The organism is Gaiella occulta, from assembly GCF_003351045.1.
Taxonomy (GTDB): domain Bacteria; phylum Actinomycetota; class Thermoleophilia; order Gaiellales; family Gaiellaceae; genus Gaiella; species Gaiella occulta.
On the sequence record NZ_QQZY01000001.1, the window covers coordinates 445,682 to 468,798 of the forward strand.

Genomic DNA, 23,117 nt, shown 5'->3' on the forward strand with positions numbered 1-23,117 from the left:
GACGCCGTTCTCAGAGGTGCGATCGCAACCGTTCAACGAACAACCTGATCGCTTCGGCGCCCCCGTGAGGCGCGTCGGGGAGCTCGTCGACGCTCAGCCAATTGGTTCCGGCGGGGACTCCCGGGTAGCGTGGATACAGATGTTCGTGAAAGTGGGGCACACCGAGTCCGATGACGGCGACGTGGACGCGTTCGACGCCTTCTTCGCGCAGGGCGGCGGCAAGCACACGCGAGGCCCGCGCCACCGATTCAGCTTCGCTCTCGGTTAGATCACCGAGATGGTCGACATGTCGGCGCGTCACGATCATCAGGTGACCGAGATAGGGCTCTGGGTTCTCCTCGATCGGGGGTATGTGGAAGGACGTGACGTTGGCGTCCTCCCACACAAGACCGCCCGGTATCTCGACTCGGCCCGCAAGCTCCTCGCAGATCAAGCACTCGGCCACGACCAGAGCCTCAGCGCCCGTCGGGGGACATTCCGCATATCGGCCCAGGCGGTGGTGCTCTGACCGTGCCATCGCCGCGGGGCGAACAGAGGTTCGGCTTCCGGCAGGAAGGACGACATTGCCGTCGTCGTCCAGGCCGAAGCCCGGGTTGTGCGCGATCTCCCAGGCGTGACCGTCAAGATCGTGGAAGGCACCAGCGTAACCCCCGTAGAAGGTCTCCGCGGGCTCGCGCGTGATCTCGGCGCCGTTCCTGCGAGCCTGCTCGATGACCTCGTGCACTTCCCCCCGCGACCGGACGTTGTGAGCCAACGCGATGCCGCTCCAACGTGCGCCGTCGTCGGGGAGCCCGATGTCATCCGCAAGCCTGTCCCTCGCCCAGAGGACGAGAATCACGCCGTTCGCCTGGAAGAAGACCGTTTCCTGCACATCGAGAGCAGGCGACCACCCCAGCGCCTCGTAGAACGCCTTCGCTCGCCCGTAGTTCGACACACCGAGCGTGACCAGGTTTACACGCTGCTCCATGGTGCGAGGCTACCTGGGAACAGCTGGTCGTTCGGGGGACATTCCCGCGCACCGGCGCAGGCCGAGGTCGTTCCCCGAGAGCGCTTCTTCGCCGATCCGCCGGCGCCGGGCGCTTGCGATCGAGCAGTGTCTGATGTAGTTGTCGCATTCCGCTGCGACCCGACGCGAGGAGGATCGTGTGACTGATCCAACGACGACCGACCCCGACAAGTACGAGGTCATCTTCGAGAATGACCGCGTGAGAGTCCTGGAATACCGTGATGAGCCCGGTCAGAAAACGAGCCCGCACGACCACCCGGACAGCCTCATGTACACGCTGAGCAGCTTTCGGCGACGGCTGATCGGGGGCAGCGGTGAGCGTCGTGACGTCGCTCTCGAGCGGGGCGAGGTCCGCTGGCTCGACGCCCAGACCCACAGCGGCGAGAACATCGGCTCAACGCCGACGCACGTGCTCTTCGTCGAGTTGAAGGAGTCGCGCGAGCCCGCATCCGGCGGAACGCTCGGCCCGTCGTAACCCGCACTCCGTGCCCCGAGCTTCGGGTGGCATTCCCGCACGCTCGCCCGTGCGACGTGTGGGGCTCTCGGCGCGGTCGCGCGCCGCAGGCCGGGCAGCACGGCTCGAGATCGCGGCCGGCGGGTCTTCTTCGTCGCCCCCTGCCCGGAGGGCGCGCCGCTCGCATCCCGGGATCGGCATCGTGCGATCGCGAGCTGTCGTACGATGCGACCGTGCCCAGCAGCGATGAGACGTTCGCCGACGTGCTCGCGGCGAACGAGACGTACGCGCACGACTTCCGGCTCGCGGGGCTGCAGGCGCGCGCGGCCAGGGGCCTGGCGGTCATCACGTGCATCGACTCGCGCATCGAGCCGCTGGCGATGCTCGGTCTCGGTCCCGGCGACGCGAAGATCCTGCGCAATGCCGGTGCCCGCGTCACCGACGACGTCCTGCGCACGCTCGTGCTCGCGTCATACCTGCTCGGGGTCGACCGCGCGATGGTCATCGCACACACGCGATGCCGGATGGCGGCAGGGAGCGAAGACGACGTGCACACGGCGGTGGCCGAAGCCGGGGGCCCCGACACCCGGAGCCTTTCCTTCCTCGTGGCGAGCGATCAGGAGGCGACCGTCCGCGCCGACGTGCAGCGGGTGCGGTCGTGGCCGTACCTCACGCGCCTCCGGGTGGGCGGGTTCCTGTACGACGTCGACAGCGGGCGCATCACCCGGCTCTGCTGATCGCCGCGCCCCGTGACGGCCGCCCGAGCCGGTGAGGCGGGCGGTGCCTGCGGTCGCTACGCCTCCTGTCGCTGCAGCGCCGCCTGGCCCTCGGCGAGCTCTTCGGGCGGGAGATCCATGTTGTGCATGACGGCGATCGACCAGCCGCCGCGCTCGCGCGTGAGGACGAGGTTGATGAGCCCGCGGCGCAGCGGCCACTCGTGGCCGCGGGGATCGCGTGCGCCCGTCATCTCCCAGCGCATGTCGACGGCGGCGACGTCGGGCCGCAGGAAGCGCACCCGCGTTGCGGTCGCGCTCAGACAGCTGTCCTTGAACATCGTCCGGAAGACCGGCGCGTGGAAGCGCTCGATCGCATCGCGTCCCTTCGCCTCCATCCCGAACACGTTCGTGAAGTCGGCATCGTCCGCGAAGCAGGCCGCGAAGGCTGTGGCGTCGTGGCTGTTCCACGCCTCGACCAGCGACTCGAGAAGCGCCTGAACGGCTCGTTCCTCTGCCAAAGATCCCCCTCTCCTGTATCTGGTATGGAAACCATACGATATGGGCGCCGAACTATGATGTCAAGCATGGCCGGGGCCTACACGCAGTCGCTGCTCCTCTACGCGTACCAGGGGTCGGCACGCGAGCTGACGGAGGCGCTGCGCGAGCGCGGGCATCCCGCGATCCGTCCGAAGCACGGCGCCGTCTTCGCGAACGTCGAACGGGAGGGGACGCGGGCGACGACGCTCGCCGAGCGGGCCGGCATCGGCAAGGCCGCCATGGGCGAGCTGATCGACGAGCTGCAGGCGCTCGGCTACGTCGAGCGCCGCCCCGACCCGAGCGACCGGCGCGCGAAGCTCGTCGTGCCGACTGCGCGGGCGCTCGAGGTGAGCGCGATCGTGCACGAGGTCAACCGCTCGCTGGAGCGGCGCTACCGCCGCGCGCTCGGCCGCGAGGCGTATGCGTCGCTCCGATCGTCGCTGCGGCTGCTCGCGGGGCGGGACGAGCGGCAGCCGCGCATCTGACGGCGCTGCTTCCCGCGCTGGCGGATAGCTGCGTCTCGTCGGACGTCGCGCCTCTCGACAATGGTTCCCGTGGGGCGGTAGGATCGCCGCCGCCGGGCGGCGCGCGCTCCCCGCTGATCGCCATGGTGGGTGATCCAACGCTCCGCCGGGCGGCAGCCGCTCTCGCGTCGTACCGGCTAGCGGAGCTCGACCCCCGGGTCGCGATGGTCGTGTTCGCCCATGCGCCGGGCGGAGCCACCACGACCGGCGTCGTGTCTCCACTCGGCCGGCTCCGGTGGTCGCCCACCTCGAAGGGCGCGCTGCATCGGTATCTCGAGCGCCTACGTCGCTACGGAGTGGTCGAGGGCCGGGGCCGTTCGCTCCGCGTCTGCCGCTAGCGCGATCTGAAGTGCGGATTCCCGTTGGGATGACCGAGCCACAGCATGTCGCGCCGGGCCGTCATGAGGGCTCGTCCGAGCCGTCATTTCGGTATCGAACATCGCGTCAAAACAGTCCACTATCGTCCGTCATAATGGTACAGTTGCGATGTGGACTCTCCCGAGCCAGACACCCGCGCATACACACGCCGTGTCGTCGACGACGAGCTCGACGCGCTCTTCGGTAGTCTCGCCGCGGTCTCAATCGAAGGCGCGAAGGCGGTTGGTAAGACGGCGACTGCGCTCCAACGCGCCCGGACGGTCTACCGTCTCGACGACGACGACCAGCGCAGCTTGATCGAGGCGGATCGGACGCGCCTCCTCGAAGGCGAACGGCCCATTCTGATCGACGAGTGGCAGCGGCTGCCGGCAGCGTGGGACATCGTTCGGCGGGAGGTCGACAAACCGCGGACGCCGGCGGGCTCGTTCCTGCTGACCGGGTCAGCGGCAGCCGCGTCCGACGCGAACATCCACTCCGGTGCGGCTCGAATCGTGTCGATCCAGATGCGCCCGCTGACGCTCGCAGAACGAGGGGTCGAGACACCAAGCGTCAGCCTCGCCGACCTTCTCCGGGGCGTCCAACCGGCGATCGTCGGGGAAACGTCGGTCAAGCTCGCCGACTACGTGGACGAGATCCTCGCGTCAGGGTTCCCCGGTTTACGCGGCCTTGCCGGACGCGCGCTGCGCGCGCAGCTCGACGGGTACATCGACCGCATCGTCGAGCGCGAGTTCCCGCAGCTCGGGATCACGGTGCGCAGCCCGACAGCGCTGCGCCGGTGGCTTGCCGCGTATGCGGCTGCGTCGTCGACAACAGCGTCATACGAGACGATCCGCGATGCCGCCACGGGCGGGCAGGGAGAGAAACCTTCGAAGATGACAGTGGGGCCGTACCGAGATGTGCTCGAGCGACTGTGGGTTGTCGACCCGGTCCCGGCATGGGCGCCGACACGGAACCACCTCCGACGGCTCTCATCCCCACCCAAGCACCAGCTCGTCGATCCTGCCCTCGCAGCTCGACTTCTCGGCGTAGGGACGGGTGCGCTGTTGCAGACCGAGAAAGCGCCGGTCGAGCCCGCGGTTCCCCGCGACGGAACGCTCCTCGGCGCCCTCTTCGAATCGCTCGTGACGAACGACGTTCGCGTGTACGGCCAAGCAGCCGAAGCCCGTGTCGGGCACCTGCGGACGGCAAGCGGCGAGCACGAGGTCGATCTCGTCGTCGAGCGGGACGACGGGCGCATCATCGCGATCGAGGTGAAGCTCACCGCAACTGTCGACGACAAGGATCTACGCCACCTGAAGTGGCTGAAGCGCCGACTCGGAGACGACGTCCTCGACATGGTGGTGATCACAACAGGTTCCTACGCCTACCGTCGCCCCGACGGAATCGCGGTCGTGCCGGCCGCGCTGCTCGGCGCTTAGAACTGGAGGGGCAGTCCCGCCGGCCTCGAGAACCCGGCGCCGAGGAAGAAGAGCTTCTGCGGAACGTAGGCCTCCTGGTTCATGCGGTGGCCCTGAGTGAGGAGGCCCCTTTCGGGGCCTCCTCACTGCATTTCGTGTCGTAACCCACTACTCGTGTGTCATGTCGCGTTTTGCGTCACGACCACGCCGCGGAACAGCTACGAGCAACCCGTGTTCGTGCCGCAGTCGCGGCACGTGTAGCACGACCCGGTCCGCACCATGCGCCCGCCGCAGCGGGAGCACTCCACGGCATCCTCCCAGCTGTTGAACAGCGCCGTCTGGCCGGCGGGCGGAGCCTCGTGGGACGGGGCCGCCGCCTCGCCGGCCGCGTAGGCCGCGGCGAGGCGGGCCTTCACCTCGGGCGTCAGGATCCCGGCTTCCTCCTGCTGCTCGGCGGTGAGGAACTTCTTCCCCATCCAGCGGAAGATGTAGTCGACGAGCGACTTCGCGACGCGGACATCCGGGTCGTTCGTCATCCCCGACGGCTCGAAGCGCATGTGGCTGAACTTCGAGACGTACACCTCGAGCGGCACCCCGTACTGGAGGCCGAGCGAGACGGAGATCATGAACGAGTTCATGAGGCCGGCGAGCGTCGTGCCCTCCTTCGCGATGTCCACGAAGATGTCGCCCGGCGTGCCGTCGTCGAACAGGCCGACGTGGATGTAGCCCTCGTACTCGCCGACGCGGAACTTGCGCCCCACCTCGGTGCGGTCGTCCGGCAGGCGCCGGCGCCTCGGTGCGGCGACGACGCCGCCGAGCGCGGCGATCTGTGCGGCGACGCCCGCCTCCGACCTGTCCTTCGAGCCGGACAGCGGCTGCGCGACCTTGCAGTTGTCGCGGTAGATCGCGATCGCCTTGACGCCGAGCTGCCACGCCTCGATCAGGAGCTGCGACACCTCGTCCACCGTCGTCTGCTCCGGCAGGTTGACCGTGTTGTGGTTGACGATGCCGTTCGCGACGAACGCGTGCGTCTCCGGCACCGAGACGTCGAACACCTCGCGCTCCCCTCCGTCGCGGACATCCGCGACGGGGCTGAAGTGGAGGTTGCGCTCGAGCACCGTCTCCACCCAGTCGTCGAGCTCGACGCCCGGAAGCGTCGCCACGCGTTCCAGGGACTCCCGGCTCACCCACCCTGTCCGTGGGTCGCGCAGGTGGTTGAACTCCTTCGACGTGCCGGTTCCCTTGCCGTACCGACCGGAGCGCCCCGCCGGAATGAGCCCGTAGAGGCGACGGCCGTCGAGGCCGGGGACGACATCCGCGGTGCTCTGCGCGGGCGACGAGGCGACGAGCTCCCTCGCACGGGCAGCCTTGTGTGGCTCGGGGAAGCTCAGCATCGACACGAACCGCTGCGCGTACCTTCCGGTGACGTACACCTCGTCGAACGATCGGTCGTACTCCGCGTTGTGCTTCGTGATCCGGCTGTGAACGATCCCGAGATTGGTCAGCACCGCCTGGAGGTCATCGAGCAGCCCGTTCGACGCGACGCAGATCGCCCATTTCGGCAGGCTCGAGGTGATGTACGAGTCGAGGCTGAGCCCTTCCAGGAACGCGAGCACCATCGGCCGCGGCGACCGCAGCACGGCATCCGGAATGCGCTTCGCCCGCGACCTGTCGCCGCACCCGAGGTAGTCGAAAAACTCGACGAGCGTCTTCGAGCTGAGCTCGACCGACGGGCACCTGCCCGCATGGCGAGCAACGCGTGCATCGATCTCGAACAGCTCGCGCGCGGACGCCACGAGCCGGTCGATCACGCCCTCGTCCGTGTTGGCGATACGCACCGTGTGGACGCTTCGACTGATGTGCCCTTCGGCCACGTACGCGCCGAGGAAGAACGCAAGCTCCTCGGACATCTCGGTCGGGATGTCGATCCTCTTCTGGCTGCCGTACGGCTTGGACGGGGCGAAGCTCTTGAAGCGCGCGGGAGTCTGCGACCAGAGGTCGTCGCCGTACTGTGTGGCGACCTGGTCGCCCGGCTCCAGCTCGTCGAGGCGCTTCCAGTCGAGCCCACCTTCGGGTAGAGCGATGAGCACGCGGTGGTTCGGCGTGCCGACGACACGGTGGCCTGAGCGCAGCGAGATCTCGACCGTGCCACGCGTGCCTCCGTAGTAGAAGGCGTCGGTCTCCCTGGTTCCGTCGAGCGACGCGAGCCGCAGCCGCATCTCGCGGAAGCTGTCCTCCCGCTCTCCCGCGTGAAGGCTGCCGATGCGGACGAGGCCGTCCTCGCTGGTGACGAGGGTCTCGCCGACGACGCACTTCGAGATCGCGCCGGAGATGAACGGCTGCACCGCCCCCATCATCTTCACGTGACCCATGTAGTGGATCGCGCGATCGCCGATCGCGCAGTCGAACACCGGGTAGTGCTCGCTCTTCACGTACGGCGCGCCGACGATCGTGTTGCGCTCGTCGATGAACGCGACGATCTCCTCGACCTCGCCCGGCGCGTAGCCGAGCTCGGTGAGCGCCATCGGCACCGTCTTGTTGACGATCGTGATCTCGCCGCCGCCGACGAGCTTCTTCGACTTCACGAGCGAGAAGTCCGGCTCCACACCGGTCGTGTCGCAGTCCATCATGAAGCTGATCGTCCCGGTCGGCGCCAGCACCGTCGCCTGCGCGTTGCGGAAGCCGGCCACCTCGCCGATGTCGAGCGCGTCGTCCCAGGCCTTGCGGGCCGCCGTGATCAACTCGGCCGGCACCGAGTCGGTGTGCTGGATGTTCCCGACCGCGGCGCGGTGCTTCGAGATCACGCCGAGCATCGCGGCGGCGTTCTCCGCGTAGCCGGCGTGCGCGCCCATCCGCCTGGCCACCTCGGCCGACTTGCGGTAGGCGCGGCCGGTCATCAGCGCCGTGATCGCCGCCGCGTAGGCACGGCCCTCGTCCGAGTCGTACGGGAGGCCGCGGGCCATCAGCAGCGCGCCCAGGTTCGCGTAGCCGAGGCCGAGCTGGCGGAACCTGACCGCGTTGCGACCGATCTCCGGCGTCGGGTACGACGAGTAGCCGACGATGATCTCCTGCGCGAGGAACATCACGTCGACCGCGTGCTCGAACATCGGCACGTCGAACTCGCCGTCCTCCTTGCGGAACTTCATCAGGTTCAGCGACGAGAGGTTGCAGGCCGAGTCGTCGATGTGCATGTACTCGCTGCACGGGTTCGAGGCGTTGATGCGGCCCGAGTTCGGGCTCGTGTGCCAGGCGTTGATCGTCGTGTCGTACTGCACGCCCGGGTCGGCGCACTGCCACGCCGCCTCGGCGATGTCGCGCAGCAGCGCGCGTGCGTCGACGGTCTCGACGACGGAGCCGTCGGTGCGGGCGGTGAGGTTCCACTCCCTGCCCTCGACGACCGCCTGCATGAACGCGTCCGTCACGCGCACCGAGTTGTTCGCGTTCTGGTACTGGATCGAGGCCCAGTCGGGCGAGTCGAGCGACATGTCGTAGCCCGCCTGCTCGAGCACGCGCGCCTTGCGCTCCTCCTTCGCCTTGCACCAGATGAACTCGTCGACGTCCGGATGGTCGATGTCGAGCACCACCATCTTGGCGGCGCGGCGCGTCTTGCCGCCCGACTTGATCGTGCCCGCCGACGCGTCCGCGCCACGCATGAACGAGACCGGGCCGGAGGCGTAGCCGCCCTTCGACAGCTGCTCCTTCGACGAGCGCAGCCGCGACAGGTTGACGCCCGACCCGGAACCGCCGCGGAAGATGATGCCCTCGCGGCGGATCCAGTCGAGAATCGACTCCATCGAGTCCTCGATCGAGAGGATGAAGCAGGCGGAGCACTGCGGCTTCTCCTCGAAGCCGACGTTGAACCACACCGGCGAGTTGAACGACGCGATCTGGTTGACGAGGATCGCCTTCAGCTCCGCCTCGAACGTTTCCGCCTCCTCGTCGCCGGCGAAGTAGCCGCCGCTCCGCCCCCACCTGCCGATCGTGTCGACGATGCGGCCGATCATCTGCTTCACCGAGCGCTCCCGCTCCGGCGAGCTCATGCGGCCGCGGAAGTACTTCTGCGCGACGATGTTCGTGGCCGTCTGCGACCAGAAGCGCGGGAATTCCACGTCCTTCTGCTCGAACGCCGGGCCGTCCTTGCCGGGGATCAGCGCGTGGCGCAACTCCCACTCGACCTCGTCGAACGGGTCGCGGCCGGGGATCGTGAAGAACCGCTGCGGTGCGACACGCGCCTCCTCGTCGACGACCGTGTTGACGTACTCCTCCAGGGTGTCAGGCACCTTGGTCGCTCCCTTGGCGGTGGCCATGCTGTTCCTCCCGAGCCGTCCGTGAGATCAGAATCCTCCCCCTCCGGCGCGGCGGGCGCGCCTGGGAGGGATCGGGGATGCTAGGAGGTCGGTCGGACGACACCCGATCCGCGCTTGTTTTCCGCAATTTGCAGGAAAAGTCGCGCCTCCAGCCCGTCCCCGCAGTGTACCGCGGCGGAGCGTCAGAGGGCGGCCGGCGGCGCGCCGTCGTCCCCGTCGCCGCCGTTGCGCCGGCGGGTCAGGTAGCCGGCCGAGCCGGCGGCGAGCAGCAGCACGGCGAGGCCGCCGAGCACGATGAGCGGGATCGGCACCGCGGACGGGCCGCTCGTGTCCGGGATCGTGCCGGGGGCGGCGGTCGTGTCGGTCGGCGTCGAGTCCGTCGCGGTCCTGCCGGTCGGCGTCTTGCCGGTCGACGTCTTGCCGGTGCCCGGCCTGACCACGGGCCCCTTGCCACCGGGATCGGGCTTCCCCTGCTTGGCGAACGCCCATGCGCGGCCGATCTCCTCCGGCGCGTTCGAGTAGTCGATGAGATCGGTCGCCAGGCTGTCGATCGCCTCGCGGTAGCAGTGGAGCGGGTAGATCGTGTTCACCCGTCCGTCGTTGTACCAGTCGGCCACGACCTGCTCGGCGCAGCTGGGCTTCTTCTTCGCCTCCGCGCTTCCGGCCGCCACCGCGGCGAGCACGACGAGCGCCACCGCAGCGGCGAGCATGCGGGCGGAGGCGCTGGTGTGGAGGCGGCGGATCACAGCAGGGGCGAGGCGGACGGACACGTCGGCCGAGGCGAGTATCGAGGCTGCGCTTGAGTCAACAGTGAGTGCAGGGTAAACGATTTGTAAGACGTCCCCGCCCCGGAGGCGGGTCGCAAGCGGCCTCGCGCGCGGGCGGCGGCGCCCGGAAGGGCGGACACGACCGTGGTAGCGTGGCCCGCCATGGACGCGGCCCCGGAAGGCGCCGTCGAGCGCGGGAGCGGCCGCAGCGGGTGGGCCGGGCGTCTCGTGCTCGCCGTCGCCGCGGCATTGCTCGCCTGGGCGGTGCTCGCCGGCGGCGGCTCGGGGAGCGATGCGCTGCCGTGGCTCGGCAGCGCCGCCGTGCTCGCCGCGGCGGCGGCGCTCGCGGCGGTTGCTCAAGGCGTGCTGCCGGCGCCGCGCCTGCCGCCCGCCGGGACTGCCGCCGTCGCCGCCGCCTGCGCCCTCGTCGCCTGGAGCGGTGCCTCGATCGCATGGTCGATCGCGGGCGACCGCTCCTGGGAGGCGCTCGACAAGGGTCTCGTCTACGGGGCCTTCGCGGTGCTCGGGCTGGTGCTCTCGGGCCTCGGCGCGCGAAGCATCCGCGGTGTGGCGGCGGTGCTCGCCGCAGTGATCGGCGCGGCTCTCGTCTGGTCGCTGCTCGGCAAGGCCGTGCCGGCGCTCGGCCCCGACGACGCCGGGCGGGTTGCGCGCCTCCACGGCCCGGTCGCATACTGGAACGCGCTCGCGCTGCTCGCCGGAGCGGCGATCGCGCTCGGCCTCTGGCTCGCCGCGGCCGTCCGTGGCCGCCTCGGCCGCCCTGCCGGGATGCTGCTCGTGTACCTCGCCGCGATCGCCCTCCTCCTCACCCAGTCGCGGGCCGGTCTCGTCGGCGCCGTCGCCGTCACCGGGCTCTGGCTCGCGCTCTCCGCGGAGCGTGTCGAGGGCGCGCTCCTCGCGCTGCTGGCGGCCGCTCCCGGCCTCGCCGTCGGCGCCTGGGCGTTCACGCGGCCCGCGCTCGTCGAGGACGGAGCCGCGCGCGCGCAGCGCGTGTCCGACGGCGCGCTGCTGGCAGCGCTCGTGCTCGCGGGCGCGGTCATCGTGCTCGCCCTCGGCCTCCGCGCTCCGGTGGAGCGGCTGGTCGCAGCGCGCCGCGCCGCGGTCGTGCGCGCGCTCGCCGGCGGGGCCGCCGTGATCGCCGCCGCCGGCGCGATCGGCCTCGTCGCCGCGGTCGGCAACCCCTTCACGTGGGCCGTCGACCAGATCGGCGCCCAGGGCGAGGTGCCCAACGACCCGAGCCGCTTCGGCGACCTGAGCACGAACGATCGCCTCACCTGGTGGGGAGAGGCATGGCAGGTGTTCCGGGCGCACCCCGCGAGAGGCACGGGCGCCTACACCTTCGAGCTTGCGCGCAGGCGCTACCGCGACGACGCGCGCAACGTCAGCGAGCCCCACAGCGTGCCGCTGCAGATGCTCTCCGATACCGGCGTGCCCGGTCTCGCGCTGCTCGTCCTGCTCGCCGCGGCGCTCGCGGTGGGCCTGCGCTCGACGCTCGCGCGGCTGCACGGCGGCGAGCGAGCGGCCGCCGCCGCGCTCGTCGCGCTCCCGGCCGCCTACGGCGTGCACGCTCTCGTCGACTACGACCTCGACTTCGTCGCGGTCAGCGCTCCGACGGCGCTCGTCGCCGCGGCGCTGCTCGGCGCCGGCCTTCCCGCCCGGCGCCTGCGGGCGAACATGCTCGCGGGCGCCGGCGTGCTCGCGGCGGGCCTCGCCGCCGTCTACGCGCTCGTCGCGCCCGCCCTCGCCGCACGCAACGTCGACACGGCCTACCGTGACGCCGAAGCCGGGCGGCTTGCCGCGGCCGCGGCGGCTGCGCGCCGCGCCCAAGGACTGAACCCGCTGTCGCCCGAGCCGCTGTGGGCGCGTGCCGACGTCGCCGACGCCGCCGGCGACGATGCCGCCGCCGAGCGCTTCTACGAGCAGGCCGCGCGGCTCCAGCCGGAGAACCCGGCGACCTGGTATCGGCTCGGTCTCTACCGGCAGCTCGCGCGCGGCGACCAGTGCGGCGCCTACCAGGCGCTCAACGCCGGCTACACGCTCGACCCGAAGAGCACCCTGTGGGCGGCCGGAGGGCCCCTGGACGTCGCCCGCGCCGCGGTCGACGATCCGAAGCATCCGGCCTGCGGGCGCGGCTGACCCTGCTGTCCGTCAGGCGCCGACGACGACCACGACGTGCGCGCCGTTCAGCTGCGCCGGGCGCACTCCGTCGAGCGGACCGACGATGCGGATGCCGAGGTCGCGCGCAAGGCGCCGCCCCTCGCCCTCGAAGCCGCGCCGGTACATGACGAGGCTGCGCGTGAAGCCGCCGCGCGGCGCATTGGCGACGCCGCCGATGCGGTAGCCGCGCCGGGAGGCGCGTGCGGCCGCTGCGGCGGCCGCACCCTGGCGGCCGTTGCCGTTGAGGACGAGCACCGACACCCGGCTTCGCGGGAGGTGCGCCGCGGCCGCGGCGAGGGCGGCGGTGCGCCAGGGTCGGACGAGGGCGTCGTCGTGATGGAGGGACACGTCCACGGCGATGAGGGTTTCGCCCGCCGCGGCCATGCTCCTTCCCGCCGGCTACGACGCGCGGATGTGCTCCCACGTGCGCGCGATCCCGTCCGCGACGGCCGTCGCGGCCGTGAACCCGAGCACGCGCTGCGCGAGCGACGGGTCGAGCACGCTGCGGCCGAGCTCGCCGGGGCGCGCCGTCTCGTGTACCGGGGCGAGGTCGGATCCCGCCACGCGCCGGCACGCCTCGTACAGATCGGTGACGGAGGTCTCGACCCCGGTGCCGACGTTGAAGACGCCGCCGTCCGCTGTGAGCGCCGCCAGCACCGCGCCGACGACGTCGCCGACGTAGACGTAGTCGCGCGTCTGGCGCCCGTCGCCGAAGATCCGGCAGACCTCGCCGTCGCGCAGCCGCCCCAGGAAGATGGCGACGACGCCCGCCTCGCCGTGGGGGTCCTGCCGCGGGCCGTAGACGTTCCCGAGGCGGAGCGACACGTGACGGGCCCCGTAGAGCCGGCCGTACATGGCCAGGTACTCCTCCCCCGCGAGCTTGGCGGTGCCGTACGGGGACAGCGGCAGCCGCGGGTCGTCCTCGCGGGCCGGGCGCTCGCACTCGCCGTAGATGGCGCCTCCCGTGGAGGCGAACACGACGCGGGCGCCGGTCGAGCGCGCCGCTTCGAGCACGTTCACCGTGCCGAGCACGTTGACGGCGGCATCGCGTGCGGGCTCTGCCACCGAGACGCGCACGTCCGCCTGCGCGGCCAGGTGGATCAGCGCCTGCGGGGCGGTCTCGGCGGCGATCGCGTCGAGGGGCTCGCGCACGTCGTGCACGTGCAGCGTCGCCTGCGCGGGGACGTTCTCGCGCCTGCCGTTGGAGAGGTCGTCGACGACGTGCACCTCGTCGCCGCGCGCGACGAGCGCCTCGACGACGTGCGAGCCGATGAACCCGGCCCCTCCGCTGACGACGACGCGCATGCTCGTATCCTAGGCGGGACATGTTCATCAGCCTCGAAGGTCTCGACGGGTCGGGCAAGACGACGCAGGCGCGGCTGCTCGGTCGGCGGCTCGAGGCCGAGGGCCACGAGGTCGTGGTCACGCGCGAGCCGGGCGGCACGGCTCTCGGGGAGGAGATCCGCGCGCTGCTCCTGCACGGCGGCCACGTGGCGCCGTGGGCGGAGGCGGCGCTGTACGCGGCGTCGCGGGCGCAGCACGTGGACGAGGTGATCCGGCCTGCGCTCGAGCGCGGCGCCGTCGTCGTGTGCGACCGCTACGTCGACTCGTCGGTCGCCTACCAGGGCATCGCGCGCGGGCTCGGCCTCGAGCGCGTGCTCGAGCTCAACCTCGCCGCGGTCGACGGGCTCCTGCCCGACCGCACCTTCCTGCTGCAGGTCGGCGTCGGCGACGCGGCTGCGCGCATGGGCGGCGAGCTCGACCGCATCGAGCGCGAGGGCGACGAGTTCAGGGCGCGCGTCGCGGAGGCCTACGGCACGCTTGCGGCGCGCTTCCCCGAGCGCTACGTCGTGGTCGACGGCACGCGCGCTCCCGACGAGGTGGCCGAGGAGATCCGTGGAGCGCTTCGCGGCGGTTCCTGAGCAGCCGGAGGCCAAGCGCCTGCTCGTCTCGGCCCTCGATGCCGGCGCCGCGCACGCCTACCTCTTCCACGGCCCGTCCGGGGTCGGAAAGGCGACCGCCGCCACCGCGTTCGCCGGCGCCCTGCTCGGCGACGCGCGCCGTGTCGAGCAGCGCACCCATCCCGACCTGAGGGTGGTGGAGCCGCTGGGGGAGATGATCCGCATCGACGAGATCCGCGCGCTGCACCACGACCTGCACATGCGGCCGTTCGAGGCCGACCGGCGCGTCTACCTGCTGCTCGACGCGCACCTGCTCAACGGCGAGGCGGCCGACGCGCTGTTGAAGGACCTGGAGGAGCCGCCGGCGTACGCGACGATCGTGCTCGTCGCCGACGAGCTCGGGCCGATTCCCGAGACGATTCGCTCGCGCTGCCAGCTCGTCCCGTTCCGCCGCCTGTCGGAGTCTGCGGTGCGCGCCTGGCTCGCCGAGCACGCGGCGGGCCTGGGGGAGGCGGAGGCGACGGCGCTCGCGCGCGTCGCGGCGGGCCGGCTCGACCGGGCGCGCCGGCTGCTGGATCCGGCGGCGGCGGAGCGCCGGGCGGCGCTGATCGCGTGCGCACGGGCCGCCTACGCCGCCGAGAGCTTCGACGCCGGGGAAGCGGCGGCGACGATGCTTGCCGCGATGGGAAGCGCCGGCGCGGCCGCGAAGGCGTGCGAGGAGGCCGCGATCGACGGGCTCGACCTCAGCGCGCGCGAGGCGGAGCAGCGCGTCAAGCGCGCCCAGCGCGGCGCCGAGCGGGAGGAGCTGCTCGCGCAGCTCGACGAGCTCGCCGCCTGGTACCGCGACCTCGTCGTCGTCGCGGCGGGGGCCGAAGCGGCGGCGGCCAACGCCGACCGCCTCGACGACCTGCGCGCCGACGCGTCCGGCCGCGCCGCCCGCGGCGCCGAGCTCGCCGCCGAGGCCGTCCGGGGGCTGTGGCGGACGGTGGAGGAGTTCAACGTCAGCGCGCCGCTCGCGCTCGAGGCGCTGTTCGTGCGGCTGCGCCGCGTCTTCGCCTGAGCATCGGGTCGCGGGGAGCCTGCGACGCCGCCGCCGAAGTCCCTACAATGCGCGGCGCGCCGACGTAGCTCAGCTGGTAGAGCACTTCACTCGTAATGAAGGGGTCCGCGGTTCGAATCCGCGCGTCGGCTTCCAGGATTGATGCGGGATCCGGGGGTTCCGCAGTAACCTCCTCCCCCAGTTCCGCGTACATCTCGCGTACATCGAACTCGGCGCGCGCCGCCTCGATCGCTTCGAGGGCACTGACGCGCACGTTCGGATCGAACTCCTCGAACACGTGCGCGTAGGTCTTGAGCGTAACCTCCGGCGCATTGCCCATCTGCGCGGCCACCTCGACCACCGTCCCGCTTTCGTAGATCAGCAGGGACGCGAAGGAGTGCCGCAGATCGTAGGGCGGCCCGGTCACGCCGACCAGCTCGGCTACGGGCTCGTAGACGCGCGTTCGCCAGTTGCGCCAGTCGTAGTCGCTCCACAACGTTCCGCGCGGCGTCGGGAAGACGAGCGCGCGCTCGCCAGCGTCGCCTGACGCCTGTCGCCACTGCCGTAGGTCGGAGGCGAGGGGAGGGAGGAGCCGGACAGTCCGGAGCTTTCCGGTCTTGGTGCTCTTGATGCCTGAGCCGGCCGCGGCCCGTTCGACGCGGACTGTCCGCTTGCCGATGTCCCCCTATTGCAGCGCTCGGGCCTCCTCCGGCCGCAGCCCCGCATATGCGAGGACGGAGACGAGCGTTGCGTCGAGAAGCCGTCCCTGGACGAGCAGCTGTCCGCGGAGCGCTTCCACGGTCGCGGGCGGGAGCGGCCGCACGTACCGAGCGCGCTTCGGGGTAGGCACCTTGATCGCGTCGACGGGATTTCGCTCCACGTGATCCCACTTGACCGCGCACGTGAACATGCCGGACAGGATGACGAGCGCCTTGTGCACGACCGAAGGGCCGGCGCCCGCCGTGATCAGATCGGCCTTGAACTGGTCGACAATGCCGGGAGTGATGTCGCGCAGCCGGTAGCCACCGAGCCGCCGTCGGATGTGCTTCTCCCACGTCGGCCCGTAGCTGTCGCGGGTGTTCTTGGCGAGGTTCGGGACGACGTGTCGCCGCCACCACGTCTCTACGAACTCGGACAGAAGCTCTTTGCCGCGGTCAATGTCGAGCGGCCGCCCGAGCTCCCGCGACCGGCGCACGTCGCCCTCGAATCGTTGCGCGTCCGCTTTGCTCGTGAACGACTTCGAGCGGTTGCGGCCGTTCTCGCGCCAGCGCACTTCCTACTTGCCCGTGTCCTCCCGGCGTTTCACGCCGCTTCCTCAATCGCGCGTAGGGCGGCGAGGGAGCCGCGACCTGCCGGCGCCGCGATTGGGCGCGGATTCGACCGTTGACGGGTCGGCTTCACGCGCGCCCCGCTGATCCAGAGCCAGAAGTCCTCTTCAGTGATGCGGTAGTGAGCGCCGATTCGTGAGGCCACGAGATCACCGGATCGAATGGCGCGGTAAACGGTCTTCGCAGAAACCTGCGCTCGCCGAGCCACGTCAGCCGGCGAGAGCAGAGCCGCACCTTGAGCCGATGTCGTCATGTCGGAAGAGTAGGACGATCGTCCTACGTTGTCAAGCTAACCGCTCGACCCGAGCCACTTCTCGATATCAGCGATCGGCCTACCAACTTTCACGGCGTAGTCGCGGATATCGACGATCGGGATGTAGACCCACCGCGGCGTGTACTTGTCGGCGTTCTCATCGCTCCGAAACGCCCGCAGCTCGCCTCTCTTACAGAGCGTGTAGATGGTCTTCCGTGACAGCCCGAGGAGATGCGCCGCACCGCCCGGCGAGATCACATGACCCTCGAACTCCGCGAAGAGCCTCGCGAGCTTCTCGTCGCCCGACTCCCGTGCAGCCTCAGCCATCGTCAGACCATTGTCGCACACCCATCCGATACTCCGCCACGCTCCGCCTCACGAAGTCCCCGTCAGCCTCCTTCGCGTACTGCGACTCGTCGATGACCGCCCCGTACTCATCAACGATCCGCACGCCGGCATCCCGCAGCTGGCGCTCGAACGGTCGCAGCTGCGCTCGCGGAACGCAGACCTTCACGCGCTCGCCTGTCATGAGGTGGAAGAAGAACCCGCTCCTCCCAACGCGACGTTCAGCCGACAGGATCTCTCCCCACGCCAGCGCCATCCCACCGCGACGCGGACACCGCGCACGCAGCCCCAATCCGAGGTTCCTTTCGAACGACACCCGGAATCGCATGCCACCGACGCTAACCGGTGTCCAGGCTGTTACCGGCGTGGTCTACGTGATCTAGCCGAGCGGCGTGTCGGTGAGATCGCTGACGATGCGCTCAGGACTCGATAGGCAGAGCATGACCCCGTACGACGGTTTTCCCGGCTCGCCTCCAATCAGAAAGGCAGGGCACGACGCCGTCTCACAGCCATGCCGACGCAGGGCCGCAAACATCGGTTGGTACTCCGCCGCGTCATCGCGACTGAGGTAGCCAACGAGTCCGACTCCATCGGCCCACACGGAGATTGCGTTGAGGTCGTACTCGTTCGCCTTCTCATGAATGAGCGCGGCGCGGAACCATCGCCCGTCTCGCTTCTCTTCCGCAATCTTCCGTGCGCGCCCGCTCAGGTCGTCGAGGAAGGTAGCGCTGCCGACCGTACGACCAGCCAAGCGCTTGAGAACGTCCTGCCGGTGGCTCTCGCCGACCACCTCGACCAAGCCGCCCGCGTGCACCGTCATTGCTGCCGCCCTGCGGGACGAGGGACGGCCCAGCAGCCTTCCGAATAGACCCATCGGGCGCATTGTAATTCCCCGTGTCGCCCGCAGCAAGGCCGCGTTGCCACGGTGCTATACGTAGTCAAGTCTTCTCAGCAGAGAACGCCGCACAGCATCGCGAGCCTGTCCTGTGCGATCCGGTAGTAAGCCCAGTTGCCCCGCTGCTCGCGCTCGATCAGCCCTGCCTCACGAAGAACTCTCAGGTGGTGGCTGACCGTCGGCTGGCTCAGTCCGAGCGGTTCGGTCAGGTTGCATTGACACGCCTCGCCGCCCGGTTGCGCCTGGATGAGGCTGAGTAGCCGGAGGCGGGTCGGGTCGGCAATGACCTTGAGCGCAGCGGCGAGACGCTCGGCCTCGCCCGCGTCGATCACCTCTTGCAGGATGGGCGTACAAGAGGCGGCGACCTCGATCGTGGCGATCGTCTTCACCCATCCATATTGACAGACATCTATGTCGGTGTGCAGACTCTATATCGATGAGCGTCGATACTGCTCCCGAGGTTCTATTCGTCTGTATCCACAACGCGGGCCGCAGCCAAATGGCCGCCGGTCTCGTCAGGCTTCGATCCGGCGGTCGCGTCCACGTGCGCTCGGCGGGCAGCGCTCCCGCGAGTGAGATCAACCCCGCAGTCGTCGAGGCGATGGCTGAGGTTGGTGTTGATCTGAGCGAGGAGCGGCCGAAGGCGCTCACCGACCAGGCCGTACGCGCCTCCGACGTCGTGATCACGATGGGTTGCGGCGACGCCTGTCCGATCTTCCCTGGCAAGCGGTATGAGGACTGGGTCCTTGATGATCCCGCCGGTCAGAGCCTCGCTTCCGTCCGGGCCATCCGCGACGAAATCGACGCCCGCGTCCGACAGCTTGTGGCAGATCTCCTTGGCTAGGCCGGGACTTGCACGCCGCGCGCTCACCGAGGCCGTCGCCACGTTTGTGCTCGTCTTCGCGGGCTGCGGCGCAGTCGTCGCCAACAGCGAGCGCGACCAGGCGCTCGGCACCGTCGGAATCGCCGCCGTCTTCGGTCTCGTCATCCTGGCGATGATCTACGCCACCGGCCACCTCTCCGGCGCCCACATCAACCCGGCCGTGACGATCGCCTTCACCGCGACCCGCCACTTCCCACTCCGGGACGCCGCGGCCTACATTCCCGCTCAGCTGGCCGGAGCCGTCGCCGGTGCGGTCGTGCTTCGCTCGGTCTGGAACGGAACCCCGGCCGACCTCGGCGCGACCGTCCCGACCGTCGATGCGGGCGCAGGGCTCACCTACGAGCTCCTCCTCACGGCCGTTCTCATGTTCGTGATCGTCGCAGTCGCCACCGACACCCGCGCCGTCGGAGCCGCCGCCGCGATCGCCGTCGGAGCCACGGTAGGACTCGACGCGCTCTTCGGAGGCCCCGTCACCGGTGCCTCGATGAATCCCGCCCGCTCATTCGGCCCCGCTCTCGTCGCCGACCAGTGGCACGACTTCTGGATCTACGTCGTGGGGCCGACCACCGGCGCGCTCCTCGGAGCGCTCACCTACCAAGTCATCCGCAGCCGAGCCGAACCCGTACCCGGCCCGGAAGACACCTGAAAGGAGGCCACATGCAGCTCGATTGTTGCGACGAGTGCGGCGGCGACGACTGCTGCTAGCCCACGCCCACGACTGCGGGGGCCGACGCGGCAGGCCGCGTCCGGCACCCCGCAGTCACGGCCCGCGCGCTGGCCACGGCCCCGCGAGCAGCACGATCTGCGCAAGCTCTGAGCCGGACCAGGTCGGCGGACCGATCAGCCCCATCCGCACCGCCCACAGCTGCCTACACCGGCGAAGGTTCCGCATCGTGATCCCCGTTGGTCTCGTCAGTGAGGGGGAGACCCAGATCAAGGCATGCGGCAGGTGAGGATTCCGTACGTTCTCCTGAAGCGTTGCCTTCGTCCCCTTGCCGCGAACGAAGTAGTTCGAGAGGTACGCCGCCGCCCGATCCCCCGGCATGATCTGCATGCTCTTGCCCTCCTTCTCCCCGACGAACCCGAAGCCGTGACGGGGCGCGAGCCGCGCAAGATGCCCGAGATAAGCACCGAGCGACCGCTACATCGTCCGGCGAGTACAGATGAAACACCGGGTGAACGTGACCAGGGCCGCGCGCCTGCGGCTCCCAGGCGCGAGTAGCCAACGGGAGACAGCGACCACGCTCCCGCTTGCACGCGTTCCGCGCGGCGTTGTGCAGGCGCTTCCACCGCTTCGAGACATCACGCGACCACTGCGCCAGCGCATCGCCATCCACCCTGCACCCGACCCGAGCACCGTGCTTGTGTGGCCCCAGGTGCGCGCACTTCGCCTCGTCCCACGGAAGCTCGGTAGCGCCGGGAGGCGTAATGGCCGATAGCACCACTGGGACACCGGGAGCCTTCAACGCCTCGAATAGAACTCGCCGCCAATCGCGCGCCCAGACGACCCCGCATATAGAGCACGTCCGCTTCTTGCACGACAGCCCCTGCCAGCCCCGCCGACAACGAATACGCTCGACCGCCGCGGTCGGCGGGATAGGATCAGCCCGGCTCAACGCCTGCACCACCAGGCCCACGCCGAGGAACACCCGACGGCCCGCGTTGCGAACGCGGGTCGTCGTCTTCGTTGTCTAAGTCGGCTTCATCGTCGTCAGTCCCCGCGTACTCTCCGCGTGCATCAGCCTGTCCTCCACCGTCCTCCGGCGTCTCAACCCTGATCCACCGCATGGTTGAGTCGGCTCCGTCCGATGCCGGGTTTTCTGCGTCAGGGGGCATGGGCATCGATGATCAATTCGCCAAGGAGATTGCGACCGATGTCTGGAACGACATCTACCTGAGGAGACCGGCTGGCAGCATCTATGTGAGCCCCGACTGCCGTGACGGCGGAGCCCTCGATCTCGTGCCGGGCAACACGTCCTGGCCGACCGGGTACTGAGGTTTTACTAGCTCAAGGAGAACAGTCGTTGCTCACGGCCACGGCGGACCGCGGCGGGCTGCGACGCAGGCGTGGACGGCGTAGTGGGCGCAGGCGTGGACGGCGGCCGTCCGCGTACACGAGCTGCCCGTCAGCACGCTTGTAGAGTGGCCGTCCATCGGGTGTGTTCTGTCCTGATGACGACGAGGTGGCGCATGGCGCGCTGAGCGGCGCCGGAGTGCAGCCGCCGTAACTCGGCGCGACCAGTTGGTCGTGCGCTCCGTCGGCGGCAGATTCGCTTGACAGGAAGGGGCAGAGGGAATAGAAGGTGTCAACTAGTCTTCTAGAACACTCTAACTCGACCGGTGACCATGGATACGTTCGAGCGCCGCACACCGCATTACCTCCTCATCTACCGCGAGGTGAAGGAGAAGATCGCGAGCGGAGAATTCGCCGCAGGCGAGCGGCTTCCGACCCAGCGGAAGCTCAGCGAGCAGTTCGGGGTCACGGTGATGACCGTCCGCCAGGCGCTCCAGCTCCTCGAGCAGGAGGAGCTCGTCCTCGTGCGCCACGGGCTTGGCACGTTCGTCGCGCCGACGCGGATCCGCTACGCGATGGGCAACTTGCGCAGCCTCGCCCAGGAGGTGACCGCACAGGGGCTCGAGCTGAGGACTCGTGTGCTCAGCCGGAAGCTCGTCCGTCCTCACCCGCGCGTCGCCGATCTCCTCCGCCTCGCCGGCGGAGAGCGTGTCTACGCGATCGAGCGCCTCCGCTTCGTCGGGCCCGAGCCGATCGTCTACCAGTACTCGCAGTTGCAGCCGTGGCTCGCGGACGCGCTCGACGGCGCCGATCTGAGCGACGTCTCGCTCTACGATCATCTCCACGAGCAGCTCGGGCTCGAGATCACCCGGGCACAGGAGTGGATTCGCGCAATCGACCTCTCCCCGCACGAGGCGGACCTGCTCCACGAGGAGTCAGGCACGGCAGCGCTCCTGAGCGAGAGGCTTACACTCTCGGTGGACGACGAGCCGATCCTCTTCGACCGCGCCTACCTGCCCGGCGACCGCGTCTCGCTCGCGACCGAGCGCCACGTCTCTGACGTCACCGTCGGCTACCAGGTGCGACTGAGCGAGGAGGTGGCATGAGCTAGCTCCAGCGGTCTCTGCGTTCGTTCACGTCCCTGGCGTCCTACAGATCCGAGGTTCTCGATGAAGCTGAGCAGCAAGCGCGTAGTGGTAATCGCGGCGCTCGCCGTCGCGATCGCCGTGTCGTTCACCGCCGCGATGGTCTCCGGAGCGAAGGCGGGTCGCACCGCCGAGCGGACGTACACGGTCTGTATCGACATCCCGTTCCATCCGATCTTCGACTACGTCATGGCGAAGAAGGACACGTACTTCGCCGGGAAGCCCTACAGGGTCAACTTCAAGGTGCTCGACGCGACGACGCAGCTCCCGGCCTTCGGCGCCGGCCAGTGCAACGTCATCACGACGCCGCCTTCGTTCATCCCGCGCGTGACCGAGCGCTACCACATCCAGGTAGCGGAGTTCTTCCCGCTGGCCCGCTGGGTGATCGGGCCGCAGATCCTCGTCAAGGTGAACTCGCCCTACCGGACCCTCGCCGACCTCAAGGGCAAGAAGGTGGCTATCTCGCCGCTTGCGACCCGGTTCGGCTCCGAGGAGGCGGCGATCCTCGCCGCCACCGGGAAGAACATCCGCACGTACTTCAAGCTCAAGCAGACCGACGCGGCGGCGCAGGAGCTGACGCTCGGCCGTGCGGACGCCGCCTTCATCGAGGCGCCGACGACGTACCCGCTCCTCCAGACCAAGAAGTTCAAGGCGATCTACAGCGTCCACGATGCGTTCCTGAAGGCGTTCGGGGATCCCGCCGTCGTCAACGGTGGTTACATCGCGCGGACGACGTTCATCAAGCAGGCGCCCACGTCCCGGTTTGTCAAGGACCTGATCGCGGCGACGAGCGACGCCTGGAACCGGTACCAGCGCAACTCGAAGGAGGTGAACCAGGTCGCCTCCAAGGTCAGCGGGATTCCGGCGGCGCAGCTCGAGGTCGTCGGCGACGTGCTCTACCTGAAGAAGATGCCGGCCAATCTGCGCAAGATCTCGCAGCGTGATGTGAGGACGTGGGCGAAGCTCTTCCCGCTCCTCGAGCGGTCCGGCTTCATCAAGAAGGCGCCGGCGAACCCCGCGGCGCTCTTCGTCGTCACGAAGTAGGAGGAGCGA

The 23,117-nt window shown here is 69.6% G+C and carries 24 protein-coding genes, 1 tRNA gene and 1 pseudogene; 12 read left to right on the top strand and 14 right to left on the bottom strand.

The genetic code is table 11. The features are described 5' to 3' along the window. Window positions 1–10: 10 nt before the first annotated feature. On the bottom strand, window positions 11–967 hold the full coding sequence (locus Gocc_RS02300) for a VOC family protein (protein ID WP_114794901.1): 957 nt from the start codon (window positions 965–967) through the stop codon (window positions 11–13). Window positions 968–1,145: 178 nt separating this feature from the next. On the opposite strand from Gocc_RS02300, the gene Gocc_RS02305 reads away from it, so the two are divergent. Together Gocc_RS02305 and Gocc_RS02310 are read left to right on the top strand one after the other, a co-directional pair. Continuing rightward, window positions 1,146–1,481, top strand: a complete 336-nt coding sequence (locus tag Gocc_RS02305) for a cupin domain-containing protein (RefSeq protein WP_114794902.1) — start codon at window positions 1,146–1,148, stop codon at window positions 1,479–1,481. 212 nt (window positions 1,482–1,693) lie between these two features. Further along, window positions 1,694–2,197: a beta-class carbonic anhydrase gene (locus tag Gocc_RS02310; RefSeq protein WP_114794903.1), complete on the top strand. Its 504-nt coding sequence runs from the start codon at window positions 1,694–1,696 to the stop codon at window positions 2,195–2,197. 56 nt (window positions 2,198–2,253) lie between these two features. On the opposite strand, the gene Gocc_RS02315 is transcribed toward Gocc_RS02310, so the two are convergent. After that, window positions 2,254–2,694 (bottom strand): SgcJ/EcaC family oxidoreductase, encoded by a 441-nt coding sequence (locus tag Gocc_RS02315; RefSeq protein WP_181813295.1) that lies wholly within the window; start codon window positions 2,692–2,694, stop codon window positions 2,254–2,256. A 66-nt stretch (window positions 2,695–2,760) separates the two neighbouring features. On the opposite strand from Gocc_RS02315, the gene Gocc_RS02320 reads away from it, so the two are divergent. Next, the gene (locus tag Gocc_RS02320) at window positions 2,761–3,198 is read left to right on the top strand and encodes a MarR family winged helix-turn-helix transcriptional regulator (RefSeq protein WP_220150400.1); all 438 of its coding nucleotides are present in this window, start codon (window positions 2,761–2,763) and stop codon (window positions 3,196–3,198) included. A 527-nt stretch (window positions 3,199–3,725) separates the two neighbouring features. Then, complete coding sequence (locus Gocc_RS02325; protein ID WP_114794905.1) at window positions 3,726–5,033, top strand: ATP-binding protein; 1,308 nt, start codon at window positions 3,726–3,728, stop codon at window positions 5,031–5,033. 197 nt (window positions 5,034–5,230) lie between these two features. Here the strand turns inward: Gocc_RS02325 and Gocc_RS17025 are convergent, their stop codons facing one another. From Gocc_RS17025 to Gocc_RS02335, 3 genes and pseudogenes are all read right to left on the bottom strand, one after another. Further along, window positions 5,231–7,276 carry a TSCPD domain-containing protein gene (locus Gocc_RS17025; RefSeq protein ID WP_422717973.1) on the bottom strand — a complete coding sequence of 682 codons (2,046 nt, stop codon included), beginning with the start codon at window positions 7,274–7,276 and terminating at the stop codon, window positions 5,231–5,233. 12 nt (window positions 7,277–7,288) lie between these two features. Beyond that, window positions 7,289–9,280 (bottom strand): annotated as a pseudogene (locus Gocc_RS17030) (vitamin B12-dependent ribonucleotide reductase); the annotation flags it as partial. Between the two features lie 221 nt (window positions 9,281–9,501). Next, window positions 9,502–10,089, bottom strand: coding sequence for a hypothetical protein (locus tag Gocc_RS02335; RefSeq protein ID WP_114794907.1), 588 nt, complete (start codon window positions 10,087–10,089; stop codon window positions 9,502–9,504). Between the two features lie 159 nt (window positions 10,090–10,248). On the opposite strand from Gocc_RS02335, the gene Gocc_RS02340 reads away from it, so the two are divergent. Continuing rightward, window positions 10,249–12,240 (top strand): O-antigen ligase family protein, encoded by a 1,992-nt coding sequence (locus tag Gocc_RS02340; protein ID WP_114794908.1) that lies wholly within the window; start codon window positions 10,249–10,251, stop codon window positions 12,238–12,240. Between the two features lie 12 nt (window positions 12,241–12,252). Here the strand turns inward: Gocc_RS02340 and Gocc_RS02345 are convergent, their stop codons facing one another. Next, entirely contained in the window at window positions 12,253–12,645 is a 393-nt protein-coding gene (locus Gocc_RS02345) for a LytR C-terminal domain-containing protein (RefSeq protein ID WP_114794909.1), read from the bottom strand. A gap of 15 nt (window positions 12,646–12,660) precedes the next feature. Then, a complete protein-coding gene (locus tag Gocc_RS02350; RefSeq protein WP_114794910.1) occupies window positions 12,661–13,566 on the bottom strand; it encodes an NAD-dependent epimerase/dehydratase family protein in 906 nt (301 codons plus the stop codon). 20 nt (window positions 13,567–13,586) lie between these two features. Here Gocc_RS02350 and tmk point away from each other — a divergent pair, with 20 nt between their 5' ends. From tmk to Gocc_RS02365, 3 genes are all read left to right on the top strand, one after another. Next, a complete protein-coding gene (tmk, locus tag Gocc_RS02355) occupies window positions 13,587–14,183 on the top strand; it encodes a dTMP kinase (RefSeq protein ID WP_114794911.1) in 597 nt (198 codons plus the stop codon). After that, window positions 14,158–15,222, top strand: coding sequence for a DNA polymerase III subunit (locus Gocc_RS02360; RefSeq protein WP_181813296.1), 1,065 nt, complete (start codon window positions 14,158–14,160; stop codon window positions 15,220–15,222). The genes tmk and Gocc_RS02360 overlap by 26 nt, the downstream gene beginning before the upstream one ends. Before the next feature lie 58 nt (window positions 15,223–15,280). Beyond that, window positions 15,281–15,353: transfer RNA gene (locus tag Gocc_RS02365), tRNA-Thr, on the top strand. A gap of 533 nt (window positions 15,354–15,886) precedes the next feature. Here the strand turns inward: Gocc_RS02365 and Gocc_RS02375 are convergent. The 6 genes from Gocc_RS02375 to Gocc_RS02400 form a co-directional block, all read right to left on the bottom strand. Beyond that, window positions 15,887–16,474 (bottom strand): tyrosine-type recombinase/integrase, encoded by a 588-nt coding sequence (locus tag Gocc_RS02375; protein ID WP_114794913.1) that lies wholly within the window; start codon window positions 16,472–16,474, stop codon window positions 15,887–15,889. 29 nt (window positions 16,475–16,503) lie between these two features. Beyond that, the gene (locus Gocc_RS17035) at window positions 16,504–16,782 is read right to left on the bottom strand and encodes a helix-turn-helix domain-containing protein (RefSeq protein WP_114794914.1); all 279 of its coding nucleotides are present in this window, start codon (window positions 16,780–16,782) and stop codon (window positions 16,504–16,506) included. A 36-nt stretch (window positions 16,783–16,818) separates the two neighbouring features. After that, window positions 16,819–17,109, bottom strand: a complete 291-nt coding sequence (locus tag Gocc_RS02385; protein ID WP_114794915.1) for a helix-turn-helix domain-containing protein — start codon at window positions 17,107–17,109, stop codon at window positions 16,819–16,821. Beyond that, window positions 17,102–17,455 carry a hypothetical protein gene (locus Gocc_RS02390; protein WP_114794916.1) on the bottom strand — a complete coding sequence of 118 codons (354 nt, stop codon included), beginning with the start codon at window positions 17,453–17,455 and terminating at the stop codon, window positions 17,102–17,104. The genes Gocc_RS02385 and Gocc_RS02390 overlap by 8 nt, the downstream gene beginning before the upstream one ends. A gap of 51 nt (window positions 17,456–17,506) precedes the next feature. Then, a complete protein-coding gene (locus Gocc_RS02395) occupies window positions 17,507–17,947 on the bottom strand; it encodes a hypothetical protein (protein WP_147281159.1) in 441 nt (146 codons plus the stop codon). 128 nt (window positions 17,948–18,075) lie between these two features. Then, window positions 18,076–18,411, bottom strand: a complete 336-nt coding sequence (locus tag Gocc_RS02400) for an ArsR/SmtB family transcription factor (RefSeq protein ID WP_114794918.1) — start codon at window positions 18,409–18,411, stop codon at window positions 18,076–18,078. A gap of 47 nt (window positions 18,412–18,458) precedes the next feature. Between Gocc_RS02400 and Gocc_RS02405 the strand changes: the two genes are divergently transcribed. After that, entirely contained in the window at window positions 18,459–18,866 is a 408-nt protein-coding gene (locus tag Gocc_RS02405) for an arsenate reductase ArsC (RefSeq protein WP_114794919.1), read from the top strand. Further along, entirely contained in the window at window positions 18,859–19,551 is a 693-nt protein-coding gene (locus Gocc_RS02410; protein ID WP_220150401.1) for an MIP/aquaporin family protein, read from the top strand. The genes Gocc_RS02405 and Gocc_RS02410 overlap by 8 nt, the downstream gene beginning before the upstream one ends. A gap of 114 nt (window positions 19,552–19,665) precedes the next feature. Here Gocc_RS02410 and Gocc_RS16510 read toward each other — a convergent pair whose 3' ends face one another. Beyond that, a complete protein-coding gene (locus Gocc_RS16510; RefSeq protein ID WP_114794921.1) occupies window positions 19,666–19,959 on the bottom strand; it encodes a hypothetical protein in 294 nt (97 codons plus the stop codon). A 1,292-nt stretch (window positions 19,960–21,251) separates the two neighbouring features. On the opposite strand from Gocc_RS16510, the gene Gocc_RS02420 reads away from it, so the two are divergent. Both Gocc_RS02420 and Gocc_RS02425 read left to right on the top strand, forming a co-directional pair. Beyond that, window positions 21,252–22,025 carry a GntR family transcriptional regulator gene (locus Gocc_RS02420; protein WP_114794922.1) on the top strand — a complete coding sequence of 258 codons (774 nt, stop codon included), beginning with the start codon at window positions 21,252–21,254 and terminating at the stop codon, window positions 22,023–22,025. A 63-nt stretch (window positions 22,026–22,088) separates the two neighbouring features. After that, window positions 22,089–23,108, top strand: coding sequence for an ABC transporter substrate-binding protein (locus Gocc_RS02425; protein WP_114794923.1), 1,020 nt, complete (start codon window positions 22,089–22,091; stop codon window positions 23,106–23,108). Window positions 23,109–23,117: the final 9 nt, after the last annotated feature.

Bases quoted from the DNA above. Each gene is read 5' to 3' on its own strand.
- Gocc_RS02300 (WP_114794901.1), bottom strand. From the start codon at position 967: ATGGAGCAGCGTGTAAACCTGGTCACGCTCGGTGTGTCGAACTACGGG.
- Gocc_RS02320 (WP_220150400.1), top strand. From the start codon at position 2,761: ATGGCCGGGGCCTACACGCAGTCGCTGCTCCTCTACGCGTACCAGGGG.
- Gocc_RS02340 (WP_114794908.1), top strand. From the start codon at position 10,249: ATGGACGCGGCCCCGGAAGGCGCCGTCGAGCGCGGGAGCGGCCGCAGC.
- Gocc_RS02345 (WP_114794909.1), bottom strand. From the start codon at position 12,645: ATGGCCGCGGCGGGCGAAACCCTCATCGCCGTGGACGTGTCCCTCCAT.
- Gocc_RS02350 (WP_114794910.1), bottom strand. From the start codon at position 13,566: ATGCGCGTCGTCGTCAGCGGAGGGGCCGGGTTCATCGGCTCGCACGTC.
- tmk (WP_114794911.1), top strand. From the start codon at position 13,587: ATGTTCATCAGCCTCGAAGGTCTCGACGGGTCGGGCAAGACGACGCAG.
- Gocc_RS17035 (WP_114794914.1), bottom strand. From the start codon at position 16,782: ATGACGACATCGGCTCAAGGTGCGGCTCTGCTCTCGCCGGCTGACGTG.
- Gocc_RS02385 (WP_114794915.1), bottom strand. From the start codon at position 17,109: ATGGCTGAGGCTGCACGGGAGTCGGGCGACGAGAAGCTCGCGAGGCTC.
- Gocc_RS02390 (WP_114794916.1), bottom strand. From the start codon at position 17,455: ATGCGATTCCGGGTGTCGTTCGAAAGGAACCTCGGATTGGGGCTGCGT.
- Gocc_RS02395 (WP_147281159.1), bottom strand. From the start codon at position 17,947: ATGACGGTGCACGCGGGCGGCTTGGTCGAGGTGGTCGGCGAGAGCCAC.
- Gocc_RS02405 (WP_114794919.1), top strand. From the start codon at position 18,459: ATGAGCGTCGATACTGCTCCCGAGGTTCTATTCGTCTGTATCCACAAC.
- Gocc_RS16510 (WP_114794921.1), bottom strand. From the start codon at position 19,959: ATGCAGATCATGCCGGGGGATCGGGCGGCGGCGTACCTCTCGAACTAC.
- Gocc_RS02420 (WP_114794922.1), top strand. From the start codon at position 21,252: ATGGATACGTTCGAGCGCCGCACACCGCATTACCTCCTCATCTACCGC.
- Gocc_RS02425 (WP_114794923.1), top strand. From the start codon at position 22,089: ATGAAGCTGAGCAGCAAGCGCGTAGTGGTAATCGCGGCGCTCGCCGTC.